At 39.3% G+C, this 21118-nt stretch carries 16 protein-coding genes; 8 read left to right on the top strand and 8 right to left on the bottom strand.

Annotated elements, in window-relative coordinates:
• Positions 1-128 precede the first annotated feature (128 nt).
• Positions 129-353, top strand: a complete 225-nt coding sequence (locus tag GQR87_RS14690; RefSeq protein WP_158970585.1) for a DUF6429 family protein — start codon at positions 129-131, stop codon at positions 351-353.
• A 478-nt stretch (positions 354-831) separates the two neighbouring features.
• On the opposite strand, the gene GQR87_RS14685 is transcribed toward GQR87_RS14690, so the two are convergent.
• Positions 832-1401 carry a LemA family protein gene (locus GQR87_RS14685; protein WP_158970583.1) on the bottom strand — a complete coding sequence of 190 codons (570 nt, stop codon included), beginning with the start codon at positions 1399-1401 and terminating at the stop codon, positions 832-834.
• Between the two features lie 14 nt (positions 1402-1415).
• A complete protein-coding gene (locus tag GQR87_RS14680) occupies positions 1416-2432 on the bottom strand; it encodes a hypothetical protein (protein WP_158970581.1) in 1017 nt (338 codons plus the stop codon).
• A 352-nt stretch (positions 2433-2784) separates the two neighbouring features.
• Between GQR87_RS14680 and GQR87_RS14675 the strand changes: the two genes are divergently transcribed.
• Positions 2785-5214, top strand: coding sequence for a PDZ domain-containing protein (locus tag GQR87_RS14675; RefSeq protein WP_158970579.1), 2430 nt, complete (start codon positions 2785-2787; stop codon positions 5212-5214).
• Between the two features lie 2490 nt (positions 5215-7704).
• Here the strand turns inward: GQR87_RS14675 and GQR87_RS22665 are convergent.
• Entirely contained in the window at positions 7705-7824 is a 120-nt protein-coding gene (locus GQR87_RS22665; protein WP_370459639.1) for a hypothetical protein, read from the bottom strand.
• Positions 7825-8187: 363 nt separating this feature from the next.
• On the opposite strand from GQR87_RS22665, the gene GQR87_RS14665 reads away from it, so the two are divergent.
• The 6 genes from GQR87_RS14665 (at position 8188) to GQR87_RS14640 (ending at position 16392) form a co-directional block, all read left to right on the top strand.
• On the top strand, positions 8188-9438 hold the full coding sequence (locus GQR87_RS14665) for a family 16 glycosylhydrolase (protein WP_158970575.1): 1251 nt from the start codon (positions 8188-8190) through the stop codon (positions 9436-9438).
• A gap of 146 nt (positions 9439-9584) precedes the next feature.
• The gene (locus tag GQR87_RS14660) at positions 9585-9971 is read left to right on the top strand and encodes a tautomerase family protein (protein WP_158970573.1); all 387 of its coding nucleotides are present in this window, start codon (positions 9585-9587) and stop codon (positions 9969-9971) included.
• 220 nt (positions 9972-10191) lie between these two features.
• Positions 10192-12621, top strand: a complete 2430-nt coding sequence (locus tag GQR87_RS14655; RefSeq protein ID WP_158970571.1) for a TonB-dependent receptor — start codon at positions 10192-10194, stop codon at positions 12619-12621.
• Positions 12622-12688: 67 nt separating this feature from the next.
• The gene (locus GQR87_RS14650) at positions 12689-13810 is read left to right on the top strand and encodes an alkaline phosphatase family protein (RefSeq protein ID WP_158970569.1); all 1122 of its coding nucleotides are present in this window, start codon (positions 12689-12691) and stop codon (positions 13808-13810) included.
• A gap of 11 nt (positions 13811-13821) precedes the next feature.
• On the top strand, positions 13822-14886 hold the full coding sequence (locus tag GQR87_RS14645) for an alkaline phosphatase D family protein (RefSeq protein WP_158970567.1): 1065 nt from the start codon (positions 13822-13824) through the stop codon (positions 14884-14886).
• Positions 14887-15045: 159 nt separating this feature from the next.
• The gene (locus GQR87_RS14640) at positions 15046-16392 is read left to right on the top strand and encodes a Fic family protein (RefSeq protein WP_158970565.1); all 1347 of its coding nucleotides are present in this window, start codon (positions 15046-15048) and stop codon (positions 16390-16392) included.
• Positions 16393-16987: 595 nt separating this feature from the next.
• Here GQR87_RS14640 and cobD read toward each other — a convergent pair.
• The 5 genes from cobD to cobO are packed head-to-tail and all read right to left on the bottom strand — an operon-like array spanning position 16988 to position 21092.
• Positions 16988-18040, bottom strand: coding sequence for a threonine-phosphate decarboxylase CobD (gene cobD, locus GQR87_RS14635; protein ID WP_158970563.1), 1053 nt, complete (start codon positions 18038-18040; stop codon positions 16988-16990).
• Complete coding sequence (gene cbiB / locus GQR87_RS14630; RefSeq protein WP_158970561.1) at positions 18037-19011, bottom strand: adenosylcobinamide-phosphate synthase CbiB; 975 nt, start codon at positions 19009-19011, stop codon at positions 18037-18039. Before cbiB ends, cobD begins: the two co-directional genes overlap by 4 nt.
• Complete coding sequence (locus GQR87_RS14625; RefSeq protein WP_158970559.1) at positions 19008-19613, bottom strand: histidine phosphatase family protein; 606 nt, start codon at positions 19611-19613, stop codon at positions 19008-19010. Before GQR87_RS14625 ends, cbiB begins: the two co-directional genes overlap by 4 nt.
• The gene (locus tag GQR87_RS14620) at positions 19606-20472 is read right to left on the bottom strand and encodes a cobalamin-binding protein (protein ID WP_233267492.1); all 867 of its coding nucleotides are present in this window, start codon (positions 20470-20472) and stop codon (positions 19606-19608) included. Before GQR87_RS14620 ends, GQR87_RS14625 begins: the two co-directional genes overlap by 8 nt.
• 5 nt (positions 20473-20477) lie before the next feature.
• On the bottom strand, positions 20478-21092 hold the full coding sequence (cobO, locus tag GQR87_RS14615; RefSeq protein WP_158970555.1) for a cob(I)yrinic acid a,c-diamide adenosyltransferase: 615 nt from the start codon (positions 21090-21092) through the stop codon (positions 20478-20480).
• Positions 21093-21118: the final 26 nt, after the last annotated feature.

The raw sequence follows: 21118 nt of genomic DNA, 5'->3' as shown, positions 1-21118 counted from the left end.
TGTTTAGAAAACAAGATGAAGAACATAAACAGGACAGGCATAATTATTTGTTGATATGGAAATTGGGTCGTTTATTCTCTGGGTTATCTAGATGAATTGTTTGCTGCCCATAAAAATAGGAGTTTTGTGTGGATATAGATGAAAATAAAATTGATGAAGCAGCTTTAGCGTTAATGTATTTGACTCTTCATGATAATGGTCGAGCTTGGAAAAAAATCGATTGGCAGGCTATGAGTAGACTTCACGAGAAAGGTCTTATTTGCGATCCTGTTGGAAAGGCTAAGTCGGTTCAGTTAACCGAAGAAGGGCTAAAACAGTCTGAAGCACTATTTAATAAACTTTTTGCAAAGTAGAAAATATCAGGGGAAGAATAAGGTTAAATAAAATATAGGCTTTACTTGAATTAGTCTCGACTTAACCTATCCACGCAACTTCGAAAGAATGGATTCCGGCCTAAAAGCTCACCGGAATGACGAATTTCAAAGCCAGTAAAAACTATCTCCTAGTTCCTATTTACTTTCTACTACTTTATTCTTTTGCTCGAATCTCGCGATTGCTTTCAATGGATCCCAGCTTATCACATGCAGGAATGACAGACTTCGGAGGTTAGGTGATAATCTTGTAGCTAATCCTAATCTTTAACTATTTTCTATCTAGCTACTAGGATCTGCTGTTGTCTTTTCTCTGTGTAGCGCAGTCTCTGTGATCGGCTTTTGATTTTAATAATGTTACGGCTCTTCTCTGTGTAACTCTGTGACACGCTTTTGTTTTGTCTTTTCTGCCTTATTCTGCTCACTCTGCGCCATGCTGCCTTATTCTGCTTTTATAACTTTAAAAATTTGGTTTATAGTCAAAACCTGCTTCAGCTTCGCTGTCGCTAAAGGTATTCAGTTTTACCTTTTTGTTGAGTAGGTTGTTAACCATTGAATTAGGGAAAACTTCAATACCGTTATTAAAGGCTTCGACATTTTGATTGAAAATGCGGATAGCGGCACCTATGTTTTCTTGTTGTTCGGCTATTTCACGCATCAATTTAGTAAACATTTCATTGGCTTTGAGTTCTGGGTAGGCTTCTACCGCGATATTCATACCTTGTACTAAATTACGAGTGGCGCTTTCTACTTTGGCTAGTTTGCCTGTGTCCATTTTATCGCTATCTAAGCCACCTAAAGCACTACGTAAGGCTGCTATTTTTTCTTGAACAGCAGATTCAAATTGTTGGTATTGCTCGGTAACGGTTTGTAGTTGGGGAATGATTTTGTTTTTTTGTCTTTCTTGGGTGATCACATTAGCCCAAGCACGTTGAGCTGCATTAGCACGGCTTATAATGCCATTATAAATCACTATCACTGATAGAATAACGAGGCCAACAATGACTAAAAATACAATACTAGTGTTCATAGAAAGTCCTTAATTTAAAAATTATTATCACTGTGTCGCATTAATGTATGAATGCGTTCTAGCGTTTGTTGCAGCAAAGGAATTTTTTGATTTTGTTTAATTTCATCTAAAAATTCCGCAGGCTCATCCAACCCATGTTGCCGTTGCCATTTACAAATGTTGGGGGTAAACGACATACATAATTGGCCGTCAGAGCTGAATTCTAAATTCAGACCTTTTAACTCTTTACCCATATCTTCTATTTCTACTACTACAGCCGGTTTGAGAAATTTAGCAGCGGCCATTTCACTCTGTGCATTCACTTTAAAGTGGCGATTAAATTCTGTGGATGCCGGTTTATATGTGCTGCCAAAAAAGCTGCCAAACCAGCTAGAAGAAATCGTTATGCTCCTAACAAAGTTAAAGGGTAGATATAGCCCATATCGATAATGATGATCATACACGGTGCGAGTGCGATGTCGGCCTTTCGAATCGGTAGAGCTGACTCGGCGACGATCCACATAGTGAAAGGTGTAGGCATGATAGTCAAATTGGTGTTCTTGCCCTTGATAATGGCCTTTCACTAACCATTGAATTTCACGTAAGTGATTGCCTCGTTTAAATTCATTAAAACGTTGAGCTAATTCTGCTGCCAGTCTTTTGCCATGAAAGGGGGCATCTTGCCAGTTGTTATCTAGATATACGTCTCTTTGATATAAGGCGTCGGACAAACTACTTATTTTGTTGCGCCGCATAAAAATTAATCCAGCAAACACCAAAACCGTGATACCTGATAGGCCCATTAACCACATAACAACTGGCGTTTGAGGATTGTAATTAAGATAGAAAAAGCTAATACCTGCAATGAATAAAGCTGCGAATAAACTATACCAGTAGCCTGAGTTATCGTATTTTAGCGGGCGACCGAAGGACTCTACTTTTTGCAGTATGGCGTTAAGTTCGACACGATTACGAGCCATAGCAATTTTATTCTCGAGAGATTTGAGAAACAGCTGTAGTTGTTGATTGCTGGAAGCTCCTTGCTTATCCATCTGTGGTGGTATTTTCCTTACTATATATTTATATCGACATTAACATTGCTTGATTTTTTCATCAATTTTTTATCATTTTTACTATGTCTGTCCAAATAAGCTTTTTGCTTTTAGTTTATTAGTTTGTCACTCGAATCAAGTCGCTAACAATATGCTGGAATGACGTCCGTTAAAGTCAGCAAAAACTATCTGCGGCTTATTGGCTAAACTTTGTTTTTGAACTGCTTTACCCACTTTCTGGGGGCTGTTTCTGCTAAATTAAACCCAGATGTTAAACGTTGTTTAACATTTAAAATATAAATGTTACATTGGTTTAATATATTGAATAGCAATCTCAGGATTCAGAAATCATATGACTTTGAAAAATAAAACATTGGTTTTGCCTTTACTTTTAATTGCCCTTGCCAGTTGTAACACCCCTTTAAATTCGCAAAAAAACACAGCTAAGACAGTAGTTAATGCCACTGTATCAAATGTAAATAAGCAGCAAAGTGAAAATAACAGCATAGTATTAATCGCTCAGCCGCAAGGTAGCAGTTTAATCGATACACTTGCTAAGGCTAAAACCTTATTACAGCAAAACAAAGCTGTTGAAATTCAATTAAGCAGAGGCACCTATTATCTTGCTGAGCCTGTTGTTTTAGGACCAGAATTTTCAGGTACAGCTGAAGCCCCATTTGTTATGAAACCAGTAAAGGGGCATCAGGTGATCTTTAGTGGTGCCACTCTTGTGCAAGCCAATTGGCAACGCCACAATAAACAATTAATGAAAGCCCAGATAGATGCTAAAAATTTCGATTTGCTGTTCATTAACGATCAACAACAAGTTCGTGCTCGTTATCCTAATTTTGATCCAGAAATTCGAATTTTTAATGGTTATGCTACCGATGCCATTGCGCCGGATCGTGTTGCTACTTGGCAAGATCCTACAGGTGGCTTTGTCCATGCTTTACATCGTGCCCGCTGGGGAGGCATGCATTATGAAATTAGCGGTGTTGATAGCCAAGGCGAAGTCACGCTAACCGGTGGTTTTCAAAATAATCGCAGTTCGGGTTTACATAATATGTACCGGTATGTAGAAAATGTTTTTGAAGAGCTAGATGCACCCAACGAATGGTTTTTTGACAAAAAAAACTCAACCCTTTATTTTTATCCGCCAGCAGATCTTAACTTAGCTAATAGTAAAGTCACTGTTTCTCAAGCAGAAAATTTAATAGAGTTACGTGGTAGCATCAATAACCCAGTCAAACACATTCATGTGCAGGGGATTACCTTTACCCAAACTAAACAAACCTTCATGAAAACTAAAGAGCCATTACTACGCAGTGATTGGACGATTTATCGTGGTGGCGCAGTGGTTTTAGAAGGCACCGAACATTGTCAAATTAGCCATAACACCTTCACCGAATTAGGTGGCAATGCCATTTTTGTGAGCAACTATAATCGTGCTGTAAATATAGCCAGCAACGAAATCTATAACATTGGTGCAGGTGCCATTAACTTTGTGGGCAACCCTGATGCAGTGCGTTCACCAAGCTTTCAATATAGAGAGTTTGTTGAACTTGATAAAATGGATATGCAAGCTGGGCCTAAATCCTCTGATTATCCTGCAAACTCAAGGGTATACGACAACTTAATTCATCATATCGGCCAACTTGAAAAACAAGTGGCTGGTGTACAAATTCAAATGGCCGCTAATATTACTGTGAGCCATAACTCTATTTATCATGTACCGCGCGCAGGTATCAATGTTGGTGCAGGTACTTGGGGTGGGCATATATTTGAGCACAACGATGTGTTTGATACTGTATTAGAAACCAGTGATCACGGTGCATTTAACTCTTGGGGGCGGGATCGTTTTTGGCATCCTAAACGTGATGTACTCATTGATATTGTTAAAAGTCATGCAGATATGTACAAGCTTGATGTACTCAAACCTATCATCATCAGAAACAACCGTTTTCAATGTGATCATGGTTGGGATATCGACTTAGATGACGGCTCTTCACATTATCAAATCTATAATAACGTCACTTTAAGTGGCGGTATTAAATTGCGTGAAGGTCTTGATCGTAGGGTTGAAAATAACATTATAATAAATAATTCGCTGCACCCCCATGTTTGGTTTGAAAACAGTAAAGATATCTTTCGTAAAAACATTGTTTTTGGGGCTTACAAGCCGGCACTGATGAAAATAGAAAAATGGGGAACTGAAATTGATTACAACTTGTTTACTAGGCAAAAAAGCTTAACTGCATCACAAAAATTTAATACCGATCAACATTCAATTTTTGGTGATCCACAATTTGTAGATGCAGAGTCAGGTAATTACCAAGTTAAAAAAGATTCACCTGCATATAAAATGGGCTTTAAAAACTTTGCTATGGATCAATTTGGTGTAGTCAGTGAACATTTAAAAGCCAAGGCACAACAACCTAAAGTACCCAATTTAACGAATAACGAAACTTCAGGTCGCCACGGTAATGCCATCACTCTATTCGGTGCTAGATTTAGTTCGGTTACTACACTCGGTGAACAATCAGCCTTAGGTATCCCTGAAATTTCTGGCGCTTTAGTGCAAATGGTTAGAAAAGGCATTGCCGAAAACGCAGGGCTACAGGTAGGAGATGTCGTACTTTATGCCATTATCAACGACAAAAACCATAAAATAGTCAGCAATACTGACTTACGTGATGCTTACGATAAAACTAAATGGCAGAGTCATATTAAATTAGTGATTGTTCGTAACCAAAAAGAACAGACTGTATTATTAACTTATTAACTTATTAACTTATTAACTTATTAACTAATAAGCCAGCAGGGACAGAGTGTTTGATTTATCTAAAACTGCAGGTTTCTCTAGTATAGTTGCGTAAATAAGTCGTTTGTGAGCAGATAAGGTTAACCACTTTGAGTATGTTCTTTAAGTTAGGGGCTGTTGATCTTTGTTGAATGTTTTTAAACAGCTTTGCTGGCTTTAGCGTAAGGCAGGATGCCTGCAGTAAACCAGCGCCGCGATTAAAAAACGTTTAGATAGAACAAAATTTATACACCAAAGATCAACAGCCGCTAGTAAAGAGTTATGAAATTTGTTAAAAAGATGAAAATCTAAATATAAGCATCAGTGCCCCAAGCTAAAAATAAGTGAACTTTTAAAAGCCAATTCCACGGAAATCACTCACGGCATATGTCAAAGTTTACAGGTTTCCGTTATTGGCGAGATCAGGTTTGATTTTATGTGTCGATCTATTTTTTGTACCTAATTTCTGTCAAGTCATTAAGTCTTTTTGCAGTAAAAGAATACGCTCAGGTATGGAGTCAGGATCAAACCGCAAATGCATTTTGTGAAAATAAACCTCACCTAGATCCCACTCTGTATGTTGTGTACTGTGTAACTAGCACATGGTAAGTGTGAGTCTGGTTGAAAAAGCCAATTTAGCATCTTTTACTTTTAAGCTCGTCGCTCGCCACTCTCGGTGTTTTGGGTCTTTTCCTGCTTCACTCTACTATGTCTGCCTCATGCTGCTTTTCTTTGTTATCTCGTATATTTCGAAAAAAATAATCGGTAATTTATGTGTCATTTCATAAGCTAGAGGACAATAGTTATATTAATACTTAAAATTCGGTATTTACTAGTGCATGCTTTGTGGAGGTGTTTTGCTAGAGGTAAAAGGGCCATTGGTATTTTATTGAAGGGGCGTTAGTACTTTAACTACATCTTTTAAAGTTGGGAGTTTTGTATGAAAAGTCGTAAATTAAAATTTAGGGAAATTAATTAGATGCGTATTTCATTTTGTATTTATATTTCTTTGTTATTCAACTCTTGTTGGGTGTTAGCGGCTGATGACAACAAAAAGATATATCAGCCCCTTGTTAACCAAGCGGGTTATAACTTAGGTGAGTCTAAACGCTTTGTTAGTTATGGGGCAAAAGATGGTACTCAATTTACTATTTTAAATGCAACTACCTCTGAAGTAGTTTACACAGGGGAAATATTGGGCTTCCAAGGTTGGTTTAACGACTTCAATCCTACAGGCGCGACTAATGAGTTTATTGTCGAAGTAGCAGGCCATGGGCGTTCAACTCCGTTTTGGGTAGCCGATCATTTAATTGAAAAAGTATCTTCTAAACTGGCTTACGATTTTTTTGTTGATTCACGGGGTTTTGAATCCTTAGAAAATTACAAAATTGAAGAGGTTTACAGCGGTGGCCCAACAAGAGACGGTGGGGCTTTTGGTTTAGAAACTACCTTTGAAATACTACAATATGCCAGTAATCCTGCGTTATTCGATAACTGGACTAATGAATTGGGTAGTAATAAAACACCTGATTTAATTGCCTTGATTTTATGGCACGCTGAGTTTGCATATAAGTATCATCAATATAATGGTCCGGTAAAAAATCGTCACGGCACACTAGGTTATGAAGGTCAGCCTAGAATGAATTTTGATTACTGGAACACATTGGATCAACTTGCTGCCGTTGTGGGGGCTTACCATGATTTTTTATATCGCTACATGGATGAGAACACCTACCAAAAATACCGCAAAGTATTGTTAGAAAATTGGCAACAATACGATCGTCATAAAGTCGTGCGTTATTGGACCTTTAGCACTAAGTGGGTGGATTCTGGCTTTCAAGAATTTAATGAAATGGGCAATGCATACGGCCAGTCAGTTTTTAGAAATATAATGATGTACCGAAGCGAAAAAGCGTCAGGCTCAAAACATGCAGATAAATTTTTAGAGTGGGCGGTTGCTGGGGCTCAAGACATTATTACTAACTGGGATTTCAATAACCCTAGGCATATGTGGTGGATCCGCAATGCCGAACATATTACCCCACAAGCTTTAGCCTTTTTCTTAATGTTAGAGCCGGATTTAGCCCCTAAGGGCAGCAAACAAAAACTCGCGGCTTGGTCGATTCATATGAAGCAAAAAACCAATAACTTTTGGAAATATCGAGTTCATAGTGAAGACGAATGGGCACATACAAAAACCAAAGAGTTAGGCGGGGCACCTGCGTTAGGTGGTTCAATGTTTGCCATTGCTCATTTACTGGATGATCCTCAATTACGTCAACTTGCTTGGGCACAAGTAGATTTTGTTTTTGGCGTTAATCCAGTTGGTACACATTTAGGCAATAAGAGTGATGATCGTATAAAAGTGGGTTATTGGCCGGGCGTAGAAAAAGGCTGGCCATCGTCTCACCCTGAAGGTTATGGGCAGTTAGGTAAAGTGCGTGGCACATTAGACGGTAGTCCTCTTGATAGTCAATTCCCAATCACCAGTATAGTTGAAGCCCATGAAGGGAAAAACTTAGGCAAAACCTTTGGTAACAAAGCATATGCCACAGAAGGCTGGGGGATTTCAAATAGAGGCTGGATGGCCACCCTGAGTTTTTCTACCTTAGGTAGTCACAAATTACAGATTTTGGATGGCCAATCTCATCAGTCAATTAACCAAGCAAAAGCAGGTAGCTCTATTGTTATTCAGTTAAAAGCAGCGTTAAACCAAAACTGGAAAATTAGAGATAAAGCTTGGGTCGAGGTATTGATTGATAACCAAAAGCAACGAATAGAGTTATTAGAAACTGGCATTAATACCGGCATATTTTCAACTGAATACAAAGTACCTAAAAATGCGAAAACAGTTTTGGCAACTTATGGTTATTTAGGGTTTGAAAAACAAGCGAACATAAAGATTAAATAACCGCGTCACAAGTATCATAAAATATAGAAAGGTAGAGTATAAAAATGAAAAAACTGATTATTGGTTGTTTATCAGCCGCTGTGATCATAGGTTGTGGTTCCACTAAAAATGAATCACAAGTTGCACTTGTTGATCTTCAACCTAATGTTGTCTCGGATAAGTTCCAACCATCTAACTGGCAATTAGCATGGCATGATGAATTTGACTATGTGGGCGAAAGTGGCGGCAAAGAACTGGATAAACGCTGGGATGCTCATCATGGGCCAAGCCATCATATTCTTTCTAGCCGTTGGCGTGAAAATGTTGAAGTAAATGACGGCGCTTTATATCTTGTTAACCGAAAAGAAAAGCGCGCAGGACAAGACTGGACATCGGGCAGTATTCGTACAAAAGAACAGTTCAGTTACGGTTATTATGAAGCCAGATATAAATACGCTGCGTCAAATGGTACCAATAATTCTTTTTGGCTAATGTCATATCCGCTGGGCACACAGCCGCCAAAAGGTAAGTTGTTCGAAATAGATATTAATGAAGGCCATTACCCCAATGAGGTGAATACCAATATTCATAATTGGTCCGATATTACAGTAAATGAACAAGGTAAAAATACCCACCCTTCTGATTCGCGAACTTCTACTTACGGTGCTAAACATAAATATAATTATCCGTTAGAAATCCCTGTAACTACCACTAAAGTACGCTTTAGTTCTAATAATTTTAGACCTTTTCATATTCGCGACTTTAATGTTTTTGGCAGTGATCCCTCAGCCACGGGTACAAGCAATTTATCGCAAAGCCAAGACTTAAAGTTAACGGGCTCTAAATTAAATAATTTAGCAAACCTGTTAGATAACAACATTGGCAGCAGTTGGGTAGCACAAGCTGAAGGTGAAAAATGGTTTGAACTGGAATGGGAAAAACCAAAAACTATTTCCGAAATCGAATTTATCAATGGTTGGTTGTATAAAGGTAAAAGTTGGTCTGGCCTAATAACTGATTTTAAAGTGCAATATGAAACGCAAGAAGGTTGGCGAGATATTGCTACTTTAGATGTTAAAAAATCAATTAACTTTGCTGAGCAATACCATACTTACGGTTTAGAGTGGAATGAAGATGAACTGATTTTCTATTTTGATGGAGAAGAAATTCGTCGTGAAAAGAACGACATAGCTCATAGCCTTACCCCAATTTGGTTGAGCCTAGCCATTATTAAATGGGATGGTCCAGTCACTGACAAAATAGATGGTACTAGTATGAAGGTCGATTATGTTAGGTATTTTAAGGCCAAGCCGTAAGCGGGTTTAGTACCTAGTTTTTAACGTAAGCTGCTTTGCACTTTAATGGCGCAAAAATAGAAATTGAGTGTATTGCAGCTAATGATAAGTAACTATTATACTGTCTTGAAAGCGGCTCTAAAAATGTATCGTTAGGAAAGTGAAACATGATCGTAATATATGGAATTAAAGAAAACCTAAACCCAATTAAAGCTAAGTTTTCAGATGTCATTCATCAATCAATGCAAGATGTGCTCGGTATGCCCGAAGACAAAAGGGCACACAGATTTATCCCTTTAGATAAGTCTGATTTTTATTACCCTGATGGACGTTCTGATAGTTATACCGTGATAGAAATTAATATGATGGAAGGCCGGCAAATAGAGACCAAAAAAGCCTTAATCAAATCTTTGTTTCATAACATCGAAACAGAACTGAATATCTCGCCGATTGACATAGAGATCACCATCAAAGAACAGCCTAAACACTGTTGGGGCTTTCGTGGTATTACAGGCGATGAAGTGCAAGATTTAAAATATAAAGTGAATGTTTAACCACTATGCGTTTTCATCAATAAGCCGTTTTATTCATTTTGTGTTTGTTGGTTAATAATTTGGTTTTTAAATCTTTTGCTTTTTCTGTCATTCATGGTTTTAGCAGGGTAGTCATATTATTGTCTTATAACCGTCATCTAACTGTCAATAAAAACACACACTAGATTCATCTAAAAGTTGCATATTATTGCCCATTAAAAAAACTAATGGAAACAAACACATGCAACACAAAACTAAACTCGCCTTAGCGGTATCTGTCGCACTTTCTAGTCAATTTTTTCTGTCAAATGTACATGCTGAAGAAGCTGAGTCAGAAATTGAATCGATTACTGTGGTAGGTAAAAGTGTATCTTATGCCAATAACCTAACCTCTGATGAAATGGTTAAACAGCAAAGTAATTTAACCAGTGTATTAGCCGTTATTGATAACTTACCTGGGGTATTAATTAATGAGGGTGATACTTTTGGTTCTGATGACTGGTCTACTACTGTGTCAATGCGTGGTTTTCAATTAAGCCTAGACGAACAACAAATTGGTATCACAATAGATGGTATTGCTAATGGTAACTCAAACTATGGTGGTGGTGCTAAAGCCAACCGTTATATCGATACTGAAAACTTATCAGCTGTTGAAGTATCACAAGGTACGGGAGATATCGCTTCGCGTTCAAATGAAGCATTAGGTGGTACGTTGAACTTCACCACCATTGCGCCTAATGATACAGAGCAAACTACCGTAAGCTGGTCACAAGGTAACTTTGATGCTCAGAAATTTTTTGTTCGTTACGATACAGGCAAGATTGCTAAAGATACGTTTGCATGGGTCAGTGTATCGAACAGCCGTAACAGTGATTGGATAACAGGTACGGCCGAAAATGCTCGTGATCATTTAGCAGCCAAGGTTGTAAGCTTAGTAGGAGATGTGGAAATCACTGCTTATGGTTCTTGGGATGATACCCACGAGGAAAACTACCAACGCGTTACTTTAGATGGCTTTAAGCAAAACCCAGAAACAGATGGTTTAACTGGCGAATGGACAGGCATTCCATATGTTGATCAAGTATACCGTCAAGGTTGGTCAACCTTGCGTGAAAATTTATTTGGTTATGTTTCGGCCGAATATAAAGGCGATAACATTGAATTAAATGCGAATGTCTATTATCACCGAAATGAAGGTCGTGGTGATTGGATGCCTCAATATGTGGTAAACGTAACTGACGATGGCGTTGGTAATCCTCACTCTGAATTAGTATCAGGCAACACTGTATATGGTGGTACGCCATATGGTGTTATGGAAAATATCTCTGCACTTGGAGTTGATGCTGAAGGAGAATTAGTGCAAATAGGCTATGTAGATAAAGAGGGCATGTCATTAGCTCTTGGAGATATTTCAAGTTGTGCGTCATTAACTTTCCCTTATGGCGGCACAAGCAATGATGACCCAAGCTCGTCTGATAAGAACGAAGCAAGTGGTTTGCATACTGATCCTAACTGTTTTGAAGAGGAAGCCATTCCTGTTAGTTCATATCGCCATACGCATTACAACAAAGAGCGTATTGGTTTTAACGCCGATTTTGCTTGGTTCACTCAGTTCAATGACATGGACAACACTTTACGTGGTGGTATTTGGTACGAAGACTACACCCGTGATGAGTCACGAGACTGGCATAAAATACTAGATTCACGTTCAAGTTATGAATTTGACCATACTCCATACTGGGTTCAATATGAGCGAACTTTCCCGGTTGAAACGACTATGCTTTATCTTGAAGATGAACTTGATATGGGCTTCGCGACTTTACGTTTAGGAGCGAAAAAATTCTTAGTTGATTTAGAGCGCCAAGATAATTTTGATGCCAGCAACTCAGCCGCGGTTTCTTCAGATTCAGACATATTAATCAGTGCCGGTGTAGTGGTTCCTTTACCTGTAGAAGGACTTGAAGTGTTTGCTGGCTATGCGGAAAACTTCGCGGCAATTAAAGACACAGTACTTGAGCGTGATGCTTCAACGCTGGATACAGTGACACCTGAATCGGCAGAAAACTTCGACTTAGGTTTCCGTTATGTTTCGCAAAATGTGAATGCAAGTTTAACCTACTACAGTATCTCGTTTGATAATCGCTTAACTTTTATTGCGCCTAATTCGCCAGCAGGAATAAATTATAATGTTGGCACCAATGGCAGCTATGAAAACGTTGGCGGAATTGACTCGACCGGTTTTGAAGCGTCGTTATCGGTTAATCTAACCGACACTCTAACTGCTTATGGTTCATTTACCACCAACGATTCTGAGTATGTGGATGGTTCGATAGACTACCCAAAAGGTAACACTGTATTCGGCTCGCCAGAAAATATGGCTGTGGTTTCACTAGATTGGGAAAAAGACACGCGTTTTGCAGGTTTATCGACAAAATGGGTTGACGATCGTTATATCGACGCGGCAAATGAGCAAATTGCCGATGCTTATTTAGTCACTGACTTATATGCAGGTGTAGCTGTGCAATCACCAGTGAAAGGTATCCAAGGACTCGAAATTCGTTTAACAGTGAATAACATGTTCGACAAAAGTTATTTAGGTGGCATTGCTGGACAATCAGCTTGGATTGGTGCCCCGCGCACAGCAGCAATAAACGTGACTGCTCAGTTCTAAATTAGACTATCTACAAAAAGGCGAGCAAATATGCTCGCTTTTTTATTTTTTATAAAAGAGAAACAATATGAAATATTTACTGATTATTTTGATGGTTATAATGACGGCTAAAGTTTATGCCGCAGACAATTTAGTCATTGTCTCTATCGATGGTTTACGTTGGCAAGAAGTGTTTCGTGGTTACCAAGACGATGTGCTTAACCTAGCCGAGTTCGACAAACAAAAAACAGGATTAGAGCAACAATTTTCGGGCCAAAACGACAAACAAAAACGCTCAAATTTAATGCCATTCTTGTGGAGTGATATTGCTAAAAAAGGTGCAATTATTGGCAATCGAGACCTCAATTCTAATATGTCGGTTACTAATGAACTATGGTTTTCGTACCCTGGTTACAACGAAATTTTAACCGGTAGGGCAGACCCTAGAATTGATTCTAATAAAGCCAAGCCCAATCCCAATGTGACTATTCTTGAATGGTTAAACCAACAGCAGGGTTATCAAGGAAAAGTCGTTGCTTTTGGTAGTTGGGATGTCTTTCCGGCCATTATTAATCGCGATAGAAGTAAATTAATGATTAACGCTGGTTTTGAATCAGCTACATGGTCACAACTTTCAGAAAAATCCGCGTGGTTAAATCAGTTGCAAACACAAATTCCTAGCCCTTGGCACAATGTGCGCTTAGATGCTTTTACTCATGGTTTTGCTGTTGAATATATTAAAAGTTACTCGCCTAAGGTGATTTATCTGGCATTAGGTGAAACCGATGATTTTGCCCACCAAGGCAACTACCCTGAATACATTAGAGGAGCCAATCGAAGTGATAAATTAATCGCAGCCTTATGGCATCAGTTACAGCTTATTCCACAGTATAAAAACAATACCAATTTATTGATCACGGTCGATCACGGACGAGGTGAAAACGCAGAAACTTGGCAACATCATGCCAGTGCTAAAGCAGTTAAAGGTTATTTAAATGGTTTAAACAAATTTCCTCAAGGCATAGTGGGGGCTGATCAAGTTTGGTTGGCGGCTATGGGCCCTGATGTGAAAAACTTGGGCGAAGTCAGCAAAAACCCTCCTTATTACCTGAATCAAGTTGCTGCCACAGCTTTACAATTATTAGGTATTGATGGCCAAAGTTACGCTAAAGACATAGGTAAAGCTTTACCTATTACTCACAATAAATAATTGAGAAAACCATGTTTAAAATAATAAGGTTTAGGCCTATCAATTTATTTTTGTGTGGGTTATTGGTTTGCACAGCGAATGCGAATAGCAGCCAAACTAACAGTCATTACAAAATAGTGTTTGGCTCTTGTTTGCATCAAGATAAAGAGCAACCCATTTGGCAAGCCATGAATGCCGAACAGGCCGATTTATTTGTGCTTTTGGGCGACAACATTTATGGCGATACCGAAGATATGGCTGTGTTAACAGCCAAATATGCCAAACAGTGGCAGCAGCCCGGTATGCAGACTATGTTGCAAAATACTCCTATGGTGGGGATTTGGGATGATCATGATTTTGGAGTGAACGACGGTGGTGCTGAATATCCACAAAAAGAAGCATCGCGACAAATCATGTTAGATTATTTTAAAGAGCCTAAAGACAGTATTAGACGCACCCGAGAAGCTGGCATATATACAAGTTACATCTTTGGTAAAGCGCCCATGCGTGTACAAATTATTTTGCCAGACTTACGCTGGAATAGAACACCGCTTAATTCTGTCGATAAGTCTGCTTATATGACTGACAAGGCCCCGAAAAAAATGGGCCCATATGAACCAAGCGAAGATCCCACAGCTTCTATGTTAGGTGAAGCCCAATGGCAATGGTTAGAGCAGCAACTACAAGAGCCTGCTGATATTAGGATCATGGCCTCAAGTTTACAGCTTTTACCAGAATTCACCGGGTGGGAGTCATGGGCTAATTTCCCCAAAGAGCGACAGCAATTTTTAGATTTGTTAGATAAATATCAAGTGAATAATTTGGTGGTGGTAAGTGGTGACACTCACTGGAGCGAACTGACTAAAGTTAAGCGTAAAAATCAGCAAGTTCTATGGGAAATGACCGCATCAGGTTTAACCGAAGAGTGGAAAGATGTTAGCCCTAATCAACATAGAGTGGGGCAAAGTTATAGTAAGGCCAATTATGGTGTCATCGACATCAAGGTGGCAAATAAAACCCAGCTCCAGATGTCGATAAAAGATGTTCAGGGCACAGTGAAAATGGCGCAATCTATCGAACTTCACAGCAATCTATAAGTATGTACCATTTAGGCTCAGCTTTTTGGCTGAGCCTAACACTGAAACTCTCAAATTATTTTAATTAATACGTTTAAACTCAAAAATAAAAATTTGCGTTTAATGTTTGATGTGACATACTAAATTTCATATAAACTAAATAAATTAAAAGTGAATAATGTGGCTAAAGCGATAGTGGAAAAAGCGCCTAAGTTAAGTATTCCTGAAGACTTTCAAGCTATAACGCCCTTTCTGAATAAATATGATGTAACTGATGATGAAGGGAGATACCTTCACTGGAGTCAACTTAAGTGGCGAGTCCCTAAAAATGATGCTGAGAGTATTTGGAAAACGGTAAAGTTTAAAAGAATGTCTCAGTACAAGGCTTTGCCTATTTTAGACGAACAGGGCAACCCTTTTTTATACTGTACGCCTCATTCAATGGAAGCTTTGTTGTATCAGCTAGTAAAAATCGCCGGTGGGAATGTCGGTGCGGTATCTGATTCTGCGGCCAGTGATAACTTGCAAAGTAAATTCTTAGTATCGTCTTTAATAATGGAAGAGGCTATCACAAGTGCCCAACTTGAAGGGGCCTCTACCACTCGTGAAGTAGCTAAAAAAATGTTAGAAGATGAAAGGGAGCCTATGGATGAAGATGAGAGAATGATATTAAATAATTATCTTCTTTTGAGGTTCGCTGAGCAAAACAAAAAAGAAAAATTAAGCTTAGATCTGATTTTAGAATTTCATAGAATAGCGACCACTGGAACAACCGAAAACAATGTGGTTCCAGGCGAGTTTAGAGAAGGTAACGATATTTACATTGAAGATGGTGGTGGCAATATCGCTCATCAACCACCACATTTTGATTTACTTAATGAAAGGCTACAGACGTTATGTGATTTTGCTAATGCAGAACATACAGGTTTAAACGGTTGTGATTTTGTACACCCTATAATTAAAGCAATAATACTTCATTTTATGTTGGGTTATGAACACCCCTTTAGAGATGGGAATGGTAGAACAGCAAGAGCACTGTTTTATTGGTTTATGCTTAAAAGTGAATATACCCTGTTCAAATATGTATCTATTAGCAAATTACTAAAAGAGAAACCAAAGGAGTATGGTTTGTCTTACATTTATACTGAAAAGGACGCTAATGATTTAACTTATTTTATTTACTTCCAATTGGATATTATTCTGAATGCTTTTGAAGAGCTGAAAACGTATTTGGGTAATAAAAGTCATGAATTTAAGAAAATTGCTGAGATATTAGATAAAACTACTTGGGGTAATAAACTTAATTTTATTCAAAAAGATTTAATTAAAAAAGCGGTCAAAGAGCCAGGAAGGATATTTAGTGCGAAAGAGGTGTCTAATTCCTATAGTATTTCAGCCAATACGGCTAGAACATATCTAGCAAAATTAGCCGAACTAAAGCTGTTTCTTACCACTAAGGATGGTAAAACTCTAATTTATATCGCCCCTTCTAATTTACTGGCTAAATTGAATAGTGGCTATGTGTAAGGAATAACGGATACTAAAGCTTAAGAATTTGAACAAATGGTGATTAGCACCGCGCATAATAGTATGCTCTATGGGTGGGCTCATACAACTTTATCTGCCTCAAAAGAATGGATTCCTACTAACGACATGCAGGAAGGACGGGCTTTGACGTTAGCGATAATCTTGGACCTAATACCTGTTTTAAGCTAGTAGCTCGGATTTCGTAGCTAGTCATCGTTGATGCAGGAATAACAAACATCAAAAAGCCTGAAAACTATCTCCTACTCCCTATTTACTATCTAACCTGAGTTCTGGATAAGAAGTATCGTCCAATCTTAATTTATTATTACAATTCAATAAGTTAATAATATTCACCCAATTCACCTCACATGAATACTTACTCGGTGACGAAATTTTTCGTGGATAGCAAGGCGGATTGTCGTACGTAATAACGTGTTATTGCTACACTCTCCTCCAACGCGGCTAGCCCAACGCCGCTAGGCACAAAAAGAGCGTTATCGAGAGGTTCAGCTTATCCAGTATTCAGGTTATCTACTGCTTTATGGCTTTTCTCTGTGTAGCACAGCGGCTCTGTGCCCTCTGTGGTGAATTGCCTTTAGCTTTTGCTGTCATCTTTTCCTGCTCCACTCTGTTTAGTCTGCACCATTCTGCTTAAAGCTTTTTCTAGCCGTTCAAGTTGTGGTGGGGTAGGCGTGCCAAACCTTAGGGCGTTTTGTTCATCACATAATCGAACATAGATACCCTGCTGGCATAGCTGGTGGAATATTTGTGGAGCCTGTTTGTGATGTATGGTTTGAAACAGGGCAGTGCCTTGAGGCGTGCTTTTAAAATGCTGCTGTAATACGGTTTTTAGATTGAGGCTAAGCTTGTGCAGTCTCGCTCTTTGTTTTTCTTGCCATATGCTGTCGCTCAGTGCTTGTTGGCCTATATATTGGGCAGGGCCATTAACACTCCATGGACCTAATAAAGCCGCGATTTTTTGTAGCCAGATTGGCGCTGCTGCTACAAAACCTAATCTTAACCCAGCTAACGCATAAAATTTTCCCACAGAGCGTAACACTAGCAATTGTGGATCGCTGCTGTGCTTAATAAACGAATGTTCTGGGCTGCAGTCCATAAAGGCTTCGTCGATAATCAAGTAAGCTTTGGCTTGTTTTACTCGGCTAAATAATTCTGCCACTTCAGCGAGCGTATATAATCGGCCACTGGGATTATTGGGGTTAATTAACACCACCACATCACCACTGGTTAGGCTGGTGATTGCTTGGCTGTCTGTGTATTTTATTAGCTCAAACTGACTGTTTTGCCAAGCCTTGTTATGTTCTTGATAGCCGATCTGTGGAATGAATACTCGTGGGCTGTTTTGCCCTTTGTTTTGCTGTTGACTAAACAATTGGGGTAATAGTTGGATCACCGCTTGACTGCCACTAATGGGCAGAATATGTGGGCATTGATAATATTGCTGTGCGGCATGCACCAGTGCTGAATTTTCCTCAGGTAAACGTCGCCAGATATGCTCAGGCACTTCCTTTACTGGGTAACTATAAGGCGCAATACCGGTTGAAAGATCTAACCAGTCTTCAACTGGGAGCGCATATTGTTGGGCTATCAGGATTAACTGACCACCATGTATCAGAGGTTTTGTCATGGGTTTGATATAGTGGTTATCTGTAATATTAAGCCAATAAATAGCAGGCAAGCGACTAATAGATACACGCTTTTATTGACCAATTTGATACTGAGTGGAATATCTTGCATCGCAACCTTGCGGCCTTTGCCTAAAGTGACAGTCATGGTTTTTTGACCATGATAATAAGCGCTTCCGCCTAAACTTATGCCTAGTGTTTGTGCGCCGGCCGACATACATAAACCGCCATTTTTACTTTTATATTGATTACTTTGCTGCCAGGCCAAAGACAAACCGTTGAAGACATTGTGGAATATTCTGCTTTTGCATAAATACAAAACACTGGTGAAACATGCTGAAAAAAAGCCTAAAAAATCGTCGAACTTGGCTGCAAACCAACCAAAATGTAAAAACTTAGCTGTTTTGTAACCCCACATAGCATCTAAGGTATTGACCAATCTATGTAATATCACTAAAGGTGCGCCGCCGATTAAAAAATAGAACAAGCTAGCAATCACAGCGTCATGACCATTTTCTAACACAGACTCAACTGTGGCCCGTGACATGTCGCTTTCTGTCAGTTTACTGGTATCGCGGCTGACCATGTAACTTGTGTAGTGTCTTGCTTGTTTGATATCGCCTGCCAGTAAAGGAGTAAATATTTGCATAGCGTGTTGGCATAAACTTTTTTGGCCTATGGCTAAATATAAGATCAAGGTTTCTACAACCAGATAAATAATAGAGGGATTCGCCACTAAGCCAAATAATAAGGGCAGGGGTAAAACTAGTACTAAGCTACAAACTGCACCTTGAATTTTTAATACATTGTTTGGATTTGACTGTTGTTTATCAAGTCGATTAAAACGGGCTTCAAGCTTGTTGGCCAAATTGCCAAAACCCACTAACGGATGATATTTAGTGAACTCACCAAAAATACGGTCTAGTAGTAGTGCCGCTAATATTTGTAGGGCCACAATTAAAAGACTGTTCAAATTTTATCCTTAGCATCTAGGGTAAAAGTGTGATCCCAAATAAAATTATGATCATTTAGTACCAGCCTAACAGCTTGGCAGTTATTTAACTGCAAGGCTTCTGTCCATGCTGTCATTAAACAATCTATGGCATCACCATGGCTAATTAATAAAGCATGGCCAGTTGGATCAGTTAACATAGCAGCGGCAATCTTATTGAGGGCAGACTGTATTCTAGCTTGAACTTGCTCGGTGGATTCCCCTAAAGCATTAGGTGATGTATTTCTTTGTTGATAACAATATTGCCGAAAATCGTGATAGGCAGATAATGCAGACACGGGTTGACCTTGCCAGTCTCCAAAGTGGCGTTCTTGGGTGCCTGGTAAAGGCTTGGCAATTATTTGTAACTCTCGGGCGCAAATCTGCGCTGTTTGCTCGGCTCGAGCTAAGGGGGAATGGTACAAGTGTTGAATGTTCCATTTGGCTGCTTGCTGAGCTAAACCCTTAGCTTGTTGCTTACCTAATTCACTCAAATTATTGTCAACTTGGCCTTGTAATAACCCTAGAGCATTCCATTCGCTTTGACCATGTCGGCAAAAATACAAATAACGGGGCTCAGTCATTGTGTTGGTAAAATAAGCGCGCTTGGTGAATTTTTTGGCACATGACTTCTACTTCTTCCAACATCCGTGAGGTCATACGGTGGACTTTGTCGGCGTCTAATAAAAAGATGAAGTCGTTTTTTGCTGCCGGTAAATGGGGCCATTGCTGCCACTTTATTCGGTCTGGGCTTTCTTCGCCATGCTGACTCGGTTGCAAAATCACTTGTGGTTCACTGACTAGTACTTGTTCTAAACCTATGGCTGGATAATCTTCTGGAACATCAGCAAAAGGATTTTTTCCGCCACATAAGTCAATTTGTTGTTGTGGCCAAGATTGTCCCGCAACAGTACGAAGAGGCCGTGACCATAACTCATTAAATACAATGACAGGGGGGGTATCGGCGTATTCTTGTGTTAATTGATTCAGTTTGTTTAAGTATTTGGTAGCCATTTGTTTGGCTTTTTCTTGCCGCCCAGTGAGTTCACCTAACATGATCATTTCACTGGCTACGTCTTCCAGTTTTAACGGTTTAGAGTAGACGATTTTGAAGTCGTATTTTTCTAGTCGAGCCAGATCGCTCATAGGGTTGCCGGTTTGCCAAGCTAAAATAATATCGGGCTTGAGCTGTAATATTTTTTCAAGTTGTAAACTGGCGTAGTTGCCCACTCGCAAAATATCTTTGGCCGCTTCGGGATAATCTGCATGAGAAGAGGTACCAATAATTTGCTCACCTGCGCCTATTTCATACAAAGACTCGACAATATGCGGAGCCAAAGCGATGATTTTTAGTTGTTGTTTTTGCTGGTTGCTTAATTCTGTTGCAGCAAAGCTATAAGCAGCAAAATGTAAACTCGCTAGGCAAGTAAATAGTTTGAATATCAGCCTCACCAATCAATTCCTTTTTGCGCTTTGATGCCATTATCAAATGCATGTTTCACTGGGCGCACTTCACTGACGGTATCGGCTATGTCGATGATGGCTCGGTGACAAGCTCGGCCGGTAATGATCACATGTTGATCTTTAGGACGTGCTTCTAGTGCTGCTAATACTTCGTCAAGATCTATATATTTGTAAGTTACCATATAGGTGATTTCATCTAATAACACTAGATTAATACTGGGATCTGCTAATAAGGTTTTACTGTGTTGCCATGCGGCTTGAGCGGCTTGTATATCGGTGTCTTTATCTTGAGTTTCCCAAGTAAAACCTGTGCCCATCACATGAAATTCTACGCCATTTTTTTCTAGTAAATTACGTTCGCCACATTCCCAACCGCCTTTTACATATTGCACCACTGAGGCTTTCAGACCGTGACCTACAGCACGAGCCACAGTGCCAAACCCTGAGGTGGACTTACCTTTACCGTTACCTGTGATCACCAGTAATAAACCTTTATCTTGTTGGGCGGCAGCTATGCGTTTATCAACATTGGCTTTTTGTTCTTGCATGCGTGCTTTATGACGCTCATTACTTTTGTCTGTTGCTTTGTTATCTGTCATTTTGTTTCCTTGAAGTATTTGGTTTT

It is taken from the genome of Paraglaciecola sp. L3A3, from assembly GCF_009796765.1.
GTDB lineage: Bacteria > Pseudomonadota > Gammaproteobacteria > Enterobacterales > Alteromonadaceae > Paraglaciecola.
This window is presented reverse-complemented; position numbering and strand designations above follow the sequence as displayed.